A 12,735-nucleotide genomic window follows, 5' to 3' on the forward strand; every position below is an offset into this window, starting at 1 on the left:
TGGACGGGTATTTTTCTACTTCACCAATTGCAACATATACTGCAATAACGCTTCAATCAACTGTTTCACAATGGCATCCTGTGTCTCTGCATCTAAACTTGGCTTCGAACTTGCAGTAGATTTACTGCTACCTGAACTAAAGCTTTGTTGTGCAGTTTTGATCTGTTCTGCGGATACATCTTCTGCACACTGACTCTCTGCATCCCAATGCGAATAGGCAATTTCTTGTTTGGCTTTGACTGCATTTGCAGTCAGTGGCAACTGATAGGTATTTCGCTTTTGATCTTCAGTCAATTGGGGGAATACATTCACACCAATTTGTTCTTCCAAATAACATACGCTGACAATTTTCACTTCTTGTGAATTATTGTTCGGCGCGTAATACACCCCGATTGCACCCGTTTTTGGAATATACACCGCCTTATACACGGCAGTTGGCACGATAACCCCTTGTCCAATCACTTTTAATTTTTTACTGGTAAAAGTTGGACCTGACACCACATACACCTCAGTCTGGTGTTTGGTCACAATGGCACGTGTCGCTTCTTCCAGTTTACGCCACACTTCCTGATTATTTTTAGGTGCTTGCGGCACCATATTGGCCAGAGAAAAACTGTCAAACTGTGAGGTTTTATTCGGCATATCGGCATTCGGAGCCATATGACCTCGGTCATAGCCAGAGCCACGATAATCAGACAAAGTGGCACGATATTGTGCTGGAATCCGCTCTTCTTCATGGAAACTGTCTTCACGCGGAATTTTCTGGCTTAAGCGCGCAGGCGTTAAAGCTTCTGCTACCCAGAGTGGCGTTTTAGACACCCCAGAATACATGACATTAAAGCCATTAAAACACAAAGCATAGCTCTGCTTTTGGAGGCTTTCCTTATTTAAATAAGGGGGAACATCCCGATAAAACTGATCTAGACAGGCCGAGTTTGATGCACTCGGTAAAGACAAAAACTGGCTAATTCGTTCTTGTCCAAAGGCAATGGCAAAACTCCCTGCGGCAACCACTCCCAACACCACTTTTGAACTGTGCTGATTAAAAAACCAAGGAAAGGATTGCTTTGAACTACGTTTTTTACTGGCCATTACTTTATCAAACGACTGATTTTGCAGGAGCTTAACAAAGCCCTTCTGTAGAAGTATATCTAGATGTGACTGATCGTTTAACAATTCAACAAAATCGTGACAAGCAAGTGAAGGTTGTAACAAATTGTCTGATTTCATCAGGTGTTTAAGTAGCTTATCGATGCAATTGGGTAGATTCAATTGTCAGTTGGATTTTGTATGTGCCAAGGTAATGGCACAACGAATGGTCACAATAAATCACGGAGTCATGATGTCTTCACATAATTTAATTTCAGCAACAGTTTTAGCTTCTGGATTATTACTCGGTTTCAGCAGCGTCAACGCATTTGCAGAACCTGCAGTACAGGCAGGTGAAACGCTAGAAAGTTTGTCACAAGCCAAAATTAGCACCACGATTAATGGACAACCAGGATCCATTCAAGACTTAATACAATCTGGACAAGTACGTTTGCTCAATACCGAAAATAATCCTACAGCATCCAATATGAGCGCAACTCCGAATAGTATCGAGGATGCATCCGCAGCCGTACCCAATCAAGCCATTCCCCCAGCACCACAATTAAGCTCTTCGGCGAGCCATCCAATCAATAGTCCAGATACAGACGTCACAAATAATCATCTACCACAATCTGAGCAAAATCTTGAAGCACAGCCTATGCAAGCCCCTTCAGAACAGATGCCTGCTGAAGCTCCATCTGAAGTTTCACAATAAGGAATATCATTCTAAAAACATTTCAATCCGCATAAAAAAACCAAGGACTATGCCTTGGTTTTTTAGCACTTAGACTAATGAAAGAATGAAATCATCAGATTTCAATTTGGCTTCCCAATTCCACTACACGATTCGGTGGAATTTGGTAAAAGTCACTGACAGGACTGGTATTGCGCTGCATCGAAATAAACAACTTTTCACGCCACGGCGCCAAGCCATCTCCGACAGTACTAATAATACGTTCACGCGAAACAAAGAAGCTGATTTGCATTAAGTTATATTCGAGTCCTATCGCTTGATAGACTGCTTCCAACGCCATTGGAATATTCATTTCATCTTTAAAGCCGTAGAACAATTCAACGCGATAAAAATGCTGATTCATGGTTTCCACGTGGAATCGATCTTGATCTGTAACATAAGGTACATCCTGAATTTTTACCGTCAGAATGATGTTCTTTTGATGCAAGACCTTATTGTGCTTCATGTTGTGTAACATGGCATGTGGCACAACTGTTGGCGTCCCTGTCAGGAAGACAGCTTCCCCTTCGACCCAGTTTGCCTGTTCACCAATACTCTGCACAAATAAATCGAGCGGAAGCGTATCTTGTTGTAGCTTGGAAAAAGTAAGTTCACGCCCATCTTTCCATGTCATTAACAACATAAATGCAATTCCGCCAATCAATAATGGCACCCAACCACCTGACAGAACTTTTAGCGAGGTCGCACTCACCAAGACCAAATCCAGCAATAGAAATGGTGTAATCAGTAATGCTAGTTTTGGCTTACTCCATTTCCATGTGTAACGTATGAAAACTGCAATCAATAAGGTATCGCAAAGCATGGTCATGGTCACGGCCAAACCATAAGCATGGGATAAACGCGAACTGGTTTGGAAAATTAGAACTAAAACAATAATCGCTGCGAGCAAAATCCAGTTCAGTAAAGGTACGTAAATCTGCCCTTGTTCCGAATCTGAGGTATGCTTAATGCTTAAACGTGGCAAATAGCCCAATTGAATGGCTTGGCGTGCCAAGGAAAACACCCCTGAAATGACCGCTTGAGATGCAATAACAGCAGCCATAGTTGCCAAGAAAATCATTGGGTACAACGCCCATTCTGGTACCAATAAATAGAATGGATTTTCAATGGCATTTGGGTCACGTAGTAATAATGCGCCTTGCCCTGCATAGTTAAGCAATAAACAAGGTAAAACCACAACAAACCATGCCAAACGGATTGGAACAGGACCAAAATGTCCCATATCGGCATATAAAGCTTCACCACCCGTTACGGTTAACACGACCGCACCCATGATAAAGAATGCCATGAGTGGATTAGATACAATAAAGTGAATAGCCCAGTGTGGACTCAGCATCCCCAAAACCAAAGGGGTTTGAATAATGCTAGAGATACCTAATAGTCCAAGGGCAAAAAACCATAATAAGGTCAAAGGGCCAAAAAACTTACCAACAAAAGCTGTGCCATATTTTTGCATCACAAACAAAGCGGTCACGATACTAATCGCAATGGGCACAATATAAGGATCAAGTGCATCCGTCGCGATGGACAAACCCTCTACTGCTGACAACACTGAAATGGCAGGGGTAATAATCCCGTCACCAAAAAACAAGGAAGCCCCAATAAAGCCAATCGCGATTAACAATAATTTTTTGCGATCACTAAAATTGGTATTACGCAGGTTTAGGGCAAGCAACGCCATAATGCCACCCTCCCCATTGTTGTCTGCACGCATGACAATTGCGACATATTTGATGGTAATGACCAATGTCATTGTCCAAAAGATAATCGACAAAATACCCAAAACATTCTCAGGATTAATCCCTAATCCATGCGCGGCATGGAAAGATTCTTTTAATGCGTAGAGTGGGCTGGTTCCAATATCCCCAAACACAACCCCTAATGCTGCCAAGGTAATCGCAGGCAATGCGGCTTTTTTTGCAGAACTTTGCATAAGCTTGTCTTCAATTATCGACACTATTTTTGCGAATCATATCATTGAGCTAAAACTTTTGCTCGAATTCAATTGTTTCACCTTGTCGATGGCTATGTTTTTCGATATTATCCTCCGCCATGGTGAAGTGTCCGAGTGGCTGAAGGAGCACGCCTGGAAAGTGTGTAAACGTTTATAGCGTTTCGAGGGTTCGAATCCCTCTTTCACCGCCAAATTAGCTTCCCGTAGCATCCAACGGGGTACTGAAAGGCTTAAACCACATAGGTTTAAGCTTTTTTTACGTCTCATACAATCCACTTGATCTATTGTAAGCTTGATGTAGTTGGGGGTATAACTGGGGGTAAGCATTTATTCCTCTATTTTTATACCCCTTAAGAATAGAAGACCTATTTTAGAACAACGATATATTGCTATCTCAGATCTGCTTTAAAGTTTAATCTTATTCATCTACTTTCCGAGTTTTTTCTACAATAATGTAATCATTTGGAATAACGATCTGTTTTTCAATATTTCCCACTTTGTAAGCCACCAAAGTATTTTTACCAATGCCCTGAAATAACACTTTGACATCCTTAAATATAAAGGTTTGGTCTTGGCTAAGCGCTGAAGTCGTGGTTTTAGGTAAATCAATTAAATTGGCATACGGTGCTTTAATATACAGTGTCGCTTTTTCTATACTGACACCTGTTTTTTGCATCGTATAATTTAAAAATACTTGACCAATATCTCCAATAAAAAACATAGGTGCCAGTGGAATCAGAATAAGAAAACAGGCAATTTGTATACTGTCTTTAATATGTGTTTCTAATCTCTTTAATTTAGTTTTTGCAAATGTTTTAAGATTTTCACTCGCATCAGGGTCATCAATAATATCTTTTAAGTTTTCGAACTTGTTGTTAAATTCTTTGATCTTAAGTCGATTAATATAAAAAGCATAAGAAAACAAAGCGATAAAGCTGGCCGTAATCACTACATAAAGACTGATTTTCCAATGCAACACCAATAAACCATGAATAGCGTATAAAAGGTAAAGAGACCCACCAAATGTGATAATACTAATCTTTGGAAAAGGCAGTTTTTTCCCAATTCGACTATGAACAGGTAAATACAGATCCACGGTACTAAAAATGAAGTACACCGCAGGCATTAAGGAAACGCCAAAGATAAATAGCACCATGCTTAATCCAGCATAGACAATTGAACAAGCAACAAAGATCAATAAAAAAATGAGTGTATCACCAAAGCTAATATCTGAAGGGATATAACCAATGGTGAGAAGATAAGCGACTAAGCACAATACTCCTATTGCTATTGTCATTTTTATAAGCGTCAGGCCTACTTCATGCCACTGGGTAAAATTATTTAAAAATCTTGTTGTTAAGTCATTCATTCGTTATTTATCCAATTTCTGAGAATGAAATCTTAAAATAAATAATTCAAAATTTAAGCTATTTATTTAGGTCAAAAGCTATAAAAAATCCCCCAATACATTGGAGGATTTTCTGTACGGGTTGACAGCAAACTTACACTTGCACACTTGCCTGACGCTGCTGTCGCGAAGGCGGTAACAACTTCTCAAACATCTGCATTAACTTAGGGTTTTCAGTTTGCCATTTCGGTTGCTTGTCCTTATCAATCAGCAAAGCCCGTACACCTTCAATCATGTCGCCCTGCTCAAACCAGATATCTTGTAAATCCCGTTCTAACTGCATACATTGCTCTAAAGATAGCCCCCGCCCAACATGCTGTAGCTTTAGACTGATTTGCTTGGCTAACAAAGAACGTTGCTGCAAGTTTGCTAAGATTTTTTCAGCCCAATCCATATAGTCACTTTCTAATGTATTGGCTAGGCTGTCTTCAATTTGAGCCAATTCAGTATGTGAAAAATGCTGCCGAATCGCATCTTCATACTGTTTTAATTCACTGGGTGCTGGTTCTTTTAAATAACGCACAATCATCTGCTCAATTAACTGTTGATTCAACTGGGGTGCCTGTGCCAACTCAGTTTGCAACTGTGCCAAGTGGTCACTCGGCACCAAATAGTCAATTAAATCTAAATGCAAGGCATCGCTACTGCTGATTTGTTCCCCAGTCACCGCCATATACACGCCAATATCATCTAAACGAGACAGAAAATGGGTTGCGCCCACATCTGGGAAAAAGCCAATCGCGGTTTCTGGCATGGCAAAACGAGATTTCTCACTGCTAACAATAATCTGGCAAGCTTGTGCCAAACCAAAACCACCGCCCAAGACATAGCCATCTAAAAACACCATGACAGGTTTCGCATATTGGCGTAGGCTCTTCAGCATGTGATATTCATCGGCAAAATAGCGCTGATAATTGGCGGTTCCATTTTGATAGCTGTCATAGAGGAAACGAATATCTCCGCCTGCACAAAAGGCTTTCGGGCTATTGGAGTTAATCAAGACGGCTTGAACCTGATCGTCCTCACGCCACAGTTCTAACTGCTGGCTAATGCCATGAATCATGCTTAAAGACAGTGCATTCAAATGACTCGCTCGATCTAGCGTAATCACGCCTAAATGCCCTTGGAAGCTAATCTGTAAATTATTTCCCATGCGCAGACTCCTTATTTATTGATTTTTAAATTGGGCTGGTCGCTTTTCCACAAAGGCTTTCATGCCTTCTTTTTGGTCTACAGTTGCAAAAATGGAATGGAAAGTACGACGTTCAAAGCGTAATCCTTCACTTAAGCTCACCTCAAAGGCGCGATTAATGCTTTCCTTAATCATCATGGTGGCAGTCAGAGATCGCTGTGCTATTTTCTCCGCAGCCTCTAAGGTATAGGCCAATAATTCCTCTTTCGGCAGCACGCGCGCCACTAAGCCACTTTGTTCTGCCTCAACCGCACCCATTTGCCGTGCGGTTAAACACATTTCCATTGCTTTGGCTTTACCCAAGGCCAAAGTTAAACGCTGCGTTCCGCCAATACCCGGAATTACACCCAGGGTTACTTCAGGCAAACCAAACTTGGCATTATCAGCACAATAAATAAAATCGCACATCAAAGCTAACTCGCAGCCGCCCCCAAGTGCATAGCCACTCACCGCAGCAATTAAAGGTTTACGACGCTGCGCAATCCGATCTGCCAAATGGAAAAAATCATCAAAATAGATATTCGGAAAATTCAGCTCGGCCATTTCTTTAATATCAGCCCCCGCGGCAAAGGCTTTTTCTGAACCTGCCAACACCATACAGCCAATTTCAGCATCGCGTTCAAACTGATCTAAGGCTTGGTTAATTTCGGCAATCAGTTGACTGTTTAATGCATTCAACGCTTGAGGACGATTCAAGGTAATGACCCCGACACCCTTGCGCTTTTCAACTAAAATCGTGTCCCACTGTAAGTCTTCAATGAATGTTTTTTCCCACTGCATGTTGCGATCCTTCTTCTATAGACCAATACACATATCTCTTTCACAACTCGTGATCACTCACATGTGCAAGGGTCAGTTTTTTCGATATTGGGTTTATAAACTACGGGCAATCACCAAGCGTTGAATATCACTGGTACCCTCGTAAATCTGACAAATCCGAGCATCACGATAAATGCGCTCAATCGGAAAATCTTTCAGATAGCCATAACCGCCAAAGATTTGTAGAGCATTTGAACAGACCCGCTCGGTCATTTCAGAGGCAAACAACTTCGCCATCGACGCTTCGGTTAAACATGGTTGACCCGCTTCTTTTAAACGCGCCGCCTGATGTACCAACTGACGTGCTGCGGCAATTTCTGTTGCCATACTGGCCAATCGGAACGACACTGCTTGCTGCTCAAAAATTGGCTTCCCAAAAGCTACACGCTCTTTGGCATAACGGGTGGCTTCTTCCAAAGCGGCACGTGCCAATCCAACGGCTTGAGCGGCAATGCCAATGCGTCCGCCCTCCAAATTAGATAAGGCAATTTTTAAACCTTCGCCTTCTTTACCCAACAACATACTTTTGTGCACGCGCACATCGGTCAAAGCAATTTGGCAAGTGTCAGAGGCATGTAAACCCAATTTTTCTTCGACCCGAATGACTTCGTAGCCAGGTGTATTACGCGGGACTAAAAAAGCACTCATGCCTTTTTTCCCTGCGCTAGGATCGGTCACGGCAAACACAATAATCACACCTGCGTTATGCCCTGAAGTAATAAATTGCTTGGCACCATTGATAATGTAATGGTCACCATCTTTCACAGCGCGGGTTTTAATGGCTGCGGCATCGGAACCAGTGTGTGGTTCAGTCAGTGCAAAAGCCCCGATCATTTCCCCTTTGGCTAAAGGCACCAGAAATTGTTGCTTTTGCTCTTCGGTACCAAATTTCAAAATCGGCACACAACCCACCGAATTATGCACACTCATAATCGCCGATGTTGCACCATCCGCAGCGGCAATTTCTTCCAACGCCAATACATAGGCCAAGTTGCCTGTTGCCGAACCACCCCATTCTTCAGGCACCAACATCCCCATAAAACCCAGTTGCCCCATTTGCTGTAAGGCTTGGGCTGGGAAAGTACCCTGTCGATCCCACTCACTGGCATAGGGTTTAATTTGTTCTTGGGCAAAACTTTTTGCCATGTCCTGAATCAAGAGTTGTTCTTCAAAAAACATACCTTGTCGATCCCACTCACTGGCCGTCGGTTTTATCTGGTCGTGATCAAAACTTTTTACCATATCCTGCATGTGAGCTTGTCCTTCAGTGAATTGCATAATTTCTTTCCTTACAATATCTTAGCTTGCAGCAGTCGCCGTTGTTTGTTGCTTGGCAATTTCCTGATTGCGCAATAAAAAACGCTGAATTTTTCCACTTGGGGTTTTGGGAAGTTCAGTCACAAACTCAATCAAACGTGGATAAGCATGAGCAGATAAGCGTTTTTTCACAAATTGACTCAGTTCATTTTCAAGCTCAGCGCTGGCTGTACTTTCACCTGATAAAATCACAAAAGCTTTAATCACTTCTGTGCGCTCAGGGTCAGGCACACCAATCACGGCGGCTTCAATCACTGCATCATGTTCCAACAAGGCACTTTCCACATCAAATGGCCCCACACGATAGCCCGACGTGGTAATCACATCATCACTGCGTCCGACAAAACTCATGCTGCCATCGGCATGTATTTCAGCGGTATCACCCGTTAAATAATAATGTCCGATAAATGGCGATTTACGACTTTCTTGATAACCGCCAAACCACATCATCGGAGACTGACTTATGTCTACAGCTAAAATTCCTGGGGTATCTGCACCTAACTCCCGACCCTGTTCGTCTAGTGCCACAACACGATAGCCGGGACTGGCAAAACCTGCCGAGCCTGCTCGAACCTCATGTTCCAATGCATGATGATTACACACCACCATCCCGACTTCGGTTTGGCCATAATGGTCATAGATTGGCGCATCTAATACTTGTTTGAACCAGCGAAACACTTCAGGATTCAATGGCTCACCTGCACTGCTGACCACACGGAATTTGCCATGTAATTTCGCCATTTGCTTCAAGTCGGCCGCCATCATCATACGGTAGGCTGTGGGTGCTCCTGCCAAGTTATTCACGCCATAGTCATTTACAATCTGGCATAGACTGTCGGCAGTAAATGCGCCTTCATAAAAAATGGTCGGATGACCCAATAAGAGCGGACCCGTAATGCCGTAATACAATCCATAGGCCCAACCCGGATCGGCAATATTCCAAAACGAATCTTCAGCTCTTAAACCAATCGCATCTTGCATATAGCCACCAAATGCAATCAGCGCTTTCAGTGGCACTTGTAAGGGTTTGGCAGGGCCTGTCGTCCCTGATGTGAACATCAACAAGAATGGATCTTGGATGTTCATCATCTCCAATTCACATTGATCAGACTGGCGGTTTACTTCTGCCCAAAAGCTATAATCCCCTTGATACAGCCCTGTGCCTTTGGCTCCCGTGACCGTCACAATTGCAGGGCAACCCTCTACGTCGTGCAATTTGTCACGATTGCCCACATCGGTCACCACCAGTTTGCTTTGTGCCAACTGTAAGCGGTGCTCAATGGCTTTCGGGCCAAACGCAGTAAATAGCGGTTGATAAACCGCACCAATCCGCCATGCAGCTAAAATGGTAATAATCAGCTCTGGGGTACGTGGCAATAAGCCCGATACACGGTCACCTTTAGACACGCCTTGAGACTTTAAAAAGTTGGCAAATTGGCTGGCACGTTGTTGTAACTCTCGAAAGGTATATTGCTCTTTACGAGCATCTTTACCCTGCCAAAACAAGGCAATCCGCCCCGGCAAAGCATGTCGATCGCAACATTCATAACATGCATTCAGGGCATCGATTGAACCTGATAGAAACCGTTGCGCAGCCTGTTGCAAATCAAAATTTTGCTGCGCTTGTAGATAATTTGAAGCCATCCTTTCACCTCAGTCACATTTTTGTTATTCACGACAAGGGTTTTTTTATAGGGTGCATTCATTGCACCCTTTCATTTCTTTTAAATCAATTTTCTCGGGGTAAATACTGCTGGATAATGCTAGAAAAATCTAAATGTGCATTGCCTTGCAAACACAATTGTTGATAGAGCTGCTGTGCCAACCCCCCGAGTAATACAGGTTGCTTGACTTGGCCTGCCGCTTCAATGGCCAAACCTAAATCTTTAAGCATGAGTTGTGAGGCAAAACCGTCGGTATAACCTCGTCCTGCGGGTGCATTCGGGCTAATATCGGGCCAAGGATTACAGATTTCAGAACTCCAGCAACGACCACTTGAACTATTGATCACGCCTGCCAGTGCATGGGTATCAATGCCCAATCGACTGCCCAAAGCCATGCCTTCTGCCACGGCCGCCATAGAAATACCGAGAATCATGTTATTGCAAATTTTAGCAATTTGCCCTGCACCCACTGCACCACAGTGCACCGTATTTTTGCCCATAAAGCTTAAAATCGGCTGCACACGCTCATAGGTCACGTCATCGGCGCCGACCATAAAGGTCAAGGTCCCTGCTTTAGCACCAATGGTGCCACCAGACACAGGCGCATCGCAGACTTGAACTTGATGCTTCAAGCCCTCAGCAGCAACATCTTTAATGGTTTGCGGGTCGATGGTACTCGAGTCAATACAGAGACTGCCTGCACGCATTACCGCCAGAATTCCCGTCTCACCCAAATACACGTCACGTACATGCTTAGCTGCGGGCAACATACTGATGACCACATCTGCCTGCTCAGCCGCAGCTTGGGGGCTGTCACAGACGATTCCGCCACTTTCGGAAAACTGCTGCAAAGCTTTTTCACTTAGGTCATAACCTAACACCGTTTGCCCTGCTTTGAGCAGGTTCTGTGCCATCGAACCGCCCATATTCCCTAAACCAATGAAAGCTATCTTCATCTCGCTACTCCTTAGCGTAAACTGATGGTGGTATTGACTTCCCCTGCTTCTTGACTGTCTTCAAACCAACGACTGGTAATGGTTTTGGTTTGCGTATAGAACTGTACCGCCTGTTTACCATAAGGGCCTAGGTCACCGAGCTTTGAGCCACGCGAACCTGTGAAACTAAAGAATGGCACAGGGACTGGAATTGGAATATTGATGCCCACTTGACCAATATCAATACGGTTTTGGAAGGTCCGTGCCACTGCCCCACTTTGGGTAAATAAGCCCACGCCATTGCCAAATGGATTGGCATTGACCAGCTCAATCGCTTCATCCAAAGTCTCCACACAGAGAATCGTGAGTACTGGCCCAAAGATTTCTTCTTTATAAATACGCATATCCGTGGTGACATTGCTAAACACCGTTGCCCCAACAAAGTTGCCATTTTCATAGCCTTTGACTTGAATATCACGACCATCCAATAACAATTCAGCGCCTTGTTCTACACCACTGTTAATTAAATCAATCACACGGGCTTTGGCACGCGGTGAAATCACAGGACCAATGTCCGTATTTGGCTCATGTCCCGCATTCACACTCAAGGTTTTGGCTTTTGCAACCAATTCATTGATCCAGTGTTTACTGTCACCGACCATGACTGCAACTGAAAGCGCCATGCAACGTTGCCCTGCCGCACCAAAGGCTGCTCCGACCATGGCATTTAAGGTTTGTTCTTTATTGGCATCGGGCATGACCACCACATGGTTTTTCGCACCCATCATCGATTGCACGCGCTTGCCATGTTGACCTGCCAAGTTATAGACATGTGTGCCGACAGCAGTCGAACCAACAAAGGAAATGGCTTTGATGTCTTGATGGGTACACAACGCATCGACCACATCTTTGCCACCATGCACCACATTCAGTACGCCTGCGGGAATACCTGCTTCGATTGCCAACTCGACCAACATCATGGTGGAGAGCGGATCTTGTTCAGATGGCTTCAAAACAAAGGTATTACCGCAGACGATTGCCATGGGAAACATCCACAAAGGAATCATCGCAGGAAAGTTAAACGGGGTAATCCCCGCACAGACACCTAAAGGTTGTTGCAAGGTATAAGTATCTACGCCACGTGCCACCCCTTCGGTATATTCGCCCATTTGCAAGGTGCCAATTGAACACGCATGTTCCACCACTTCCAAACCACGCTGAATATCACCTTCCGCATCCGCCAAGGTTTTGCCCTGTTCAGCAGTGAGTACCTGTGCAATTTTCTTGGCATTGGCACGAATGAGTTCCTGCAATTTCAACATAATGCGCATTCGGGCTTGAATCGGGGTTTCTCGCCAACTGGCAAATGCCGCTTTTGCCGAAGCAATTGCAGACTGTACTTCTTCAGGTGTTGCAAAAGGGACTAAACCAATGACTTCTTGAGTTGCTGGATTAACAATGTCTTGCCATTGCTGGGTTTTAGACTCGACAAACTCACCGTTAATCAATAATTTAGCTGTTGATAATTGGATTTTAGAAACCGTATTCATAACCTCTCCATAGGCATTCATTTTTATTGTGTTGCTGCTGAACCCTACGACTT

At 43.8% G+C, this 12,735-nt stretch carries 10 protein-coding genes and 1 tRNA gene; 2 read left to right on the forward strand and 9 right to left on the reverse strand.

Annotated elements, in window-relative coordinates:
* Window positions 1-15 precede the first annotated feature (15 nt).
* Window positions 16-1,092, reverse strand: coding sequence for a DNA/RNA non-specific endonuclease (locus tag F4W09_RS07145; RefSeq protein WP_044739135.1), 1,077 nt, complete (start codon window positions 1,090-1,092; stop codon window positions 16-18).
* Window positions 1,093-1,342: 250 nt separating this feature from the next.
* Between F4W09_RS07145 and F4W09_RS07150 the strand changes: the two genes are divergently transcribed.
* Window positions 1,343-1,804 (forward strand): hypothetical protein, encoded by a 462-nt coding sequence (locus F4W09_RS07150; RefSeq protein WP_151504420.1) that lies wholly within the window; start codon window positions 1,343-1,345, stop codon window positions 1,802-1,804.
* A gap of 94 nt (window positions 1,805-1,898) precedes the next feature.
* Here F4W09_RS07150 and F4W09_RS07155 read toward each other — a convergent pair whose 3' ends face one another.
* Window positions 1,899-3,776, reverse strand: coding sequence for a potassium transporter Kup (locus F4W09_RS07155; RefSeq protein WP_044739125.1), 1,878 nt, complete (start codon window positions 3,774-3,776; stop codon window positions 1,899-1,901).
* A gap of 121 nt (window positions 3,777-3,897) precedes the next feature.
* Here F4W09_RS07155 and F4W09_RS07160 point away from each other — a divergent pair.
* Window positions 3,898-3,988: transfer RNA gene (locus F4W09_RS07160), tRNA-Ser, on the forward strand.
* Window positions 3,989-4,215: 227 nt separating this feature from the next.
* Here F4W09_RS07160 and F4W09_RS07165 read toward each other — a convergent pair.
* The 7 genes from F4W09_RS07165 to F4W09_RS07195 all read right to left on the reverse strand — a co-directional run bounded on the left by F4W09_RS07165 (window position 4,216) and on the right by F4W09_RS07195 (window position 12,682).
* Complete coding sequence (locus tag F4W09_RS07165) at window positions 4,216-5,166, reverse strand: hypothetical protein (protein ID WP_151504421.1); 951 nt, start codon at window positions 5,164-5,166, stop codon at window positions 4,216-4,218.
* 133 nt (window positions 5,167-5,299) lie between these two features.
* Window positions 5,300-6,358 carry an enoyl-CoA hydratase/isomerase family protein gene (locus tag F4W09_RS07170; RefSeq protein WP_151504422.1) on the reverse strand — a complete coding sequence of 353 codons (1,059 nt, stop codon included), beginning with the start codon at window positions 6,356-6,358 and terminating at the stop codon, window positions 5,300-5,302.
* A gap of 15 nt (window positions 6,359-6,373) precedes the next feature.
* Window positions 6,374-7,177: an enoyl-CoA hydratase gene (locus F4W09_RS07175; protein WP_116759067.1), complete on the reverse strand. Its 804-nt coding sequence runs from the start codon at window positions 7,175-7,177 to the stop codon at window positions 6,374-6,376.
* 93 nt (window positions 7,178-7,270) lie between these two features.
* A complete protein-coding gene (locus F4W09_RS07180) occupies window positions 7,271-8,395 on the reverse strand; it encodes an acyl-CoA dehydrogenase family protein (protein WP_151504472.1) in 1,125 nt (374 codons plus the stop codon).
* Between the two features lie 120 nt (window positions 8,396-8,515).
* Window positions 8,516-10,177 (reverse strand): AMP-binding protein, encoded by a 1,662-nt coding sequence (locus F4W09_RS07185; RefSeq protein ID WP_151504423.1) that lies wholly within the window; start codon window positions 10,175-10,177, stop codon window positions 8,516-8,518.
* Between the two features lie 85 nt (window positions 10,178-10,262).
* The gene (mmsB, locus tag F4W09_RS07190; RefSeq protein ID WP_044739130.1) at window positions 10,263-11,153 is read right to left on the reverse strand and encodes a 3-hydroxyisobutyrate dehydrogenase; all 891 of its coding nucleotides are present in this window, start codon (window positions 11,151-11,153) and stop codon (window positions 10,263-10,265) included.
* A gap of 11 nt (window positions 11,154-11,164) precedes the next feature.
* Entirely contained in the window at window positions 11,165-12,682 is a 1,518-nt protein-coding gene (locus F4W09_RS07195; RefSeq protein ID WP_151504424.1) for a CoA-acylating methylmalonate-semialdehyde dehydrogenase, read from the reverse strand.
* Between the last annotated feature and the right edge of the window lie 53 nt (window positions 12,683-12,735).

This window comes from Acinetobacter tandoii, from assembly GCF_008867985.1.
In the GTDB taxonomy this organism is placed as follows: Bacteria; Pseudomonadota; Gammaproteobacteria; order Pseudomonadales; family Moraxellaceae; genus Acinetobacter; species Acinetobacter tandoii.

Excerpts from the sequence above, each read along its gene's own strand:
- F4W09_RS07165 (WP_151504421.1), bottom strand. The coding sequence starts at position 5,166 with ATGAATGACTTAACAACAAGATTTTTAAATAATTTTACCCAGTGGCAT.
- F4W09_RS07195 (WP_151504424.1), bottom strand. The coding sequence starts at position 12,682 with ATGAATACGGTTTCTAAAATCCAATTATCAACAGCTAAATTATTGATT.
- mmsB (WP_044739130.1), bottom strand. The coding sequence starts at position 11,153 with ATGAAGATAGCTTTCATTGGTTTAGGGAATATGGGCGGTTCGATGGCA.
- F4W09_RS07185 (WP_151504423.1), bottom strand. The coding sequence starts at position 10,177 with ATGGCTTCAAATTATCTACAAGCGCAGCAAAATTTTGATTTGCAACAG.
- F4W09_RS07145 (WP_044739135.1), bottom strand. The coding sequence starts at position 1,092 with ATGGCCAGTAAAAAACGTAGTTCAAAGCAATCCTTTCCTTGGTTTTTT.
- F4W09_RS07180 (WP_151504472.1), bottom strand. The coding sequence starts at position 8,395 with ATGTTTTTTGAAGAACAACTCTTGATTCAGGACATGGCAAAAAGTTTT.
- F4W09_RS07150 (WP_151504420.1), top strand. The coding sequence starts at position 1,343 with ATGTCTTCACATAATTTAATTTCAGCAACAGTTTTAGCTTCTGGATTA.
- F4W09_RS07155 (WP_044739125.1), bottom strand. The coding sequence starts at position 3,776 with ATGCAAAGTTCTGCAAAAAAAGCCGCATTGCCTGCGATTACCTTGGCA.
- F4W09_RS07175 (WP_116759067.1), bottom strand. The coding sequence starts at position 7,177 with ATGCAGTGGGAAAAAACATTCATTGAAGACTTACAGTGGGACACGATT.
- F4W09_RS07170 (WP_151504422.1), bottom strand. The coding sequence starts at position 6,358 with ATGGGAAATAATTTACAGATTAGCTTCCAAGGGCATTTAGGCGTGATT.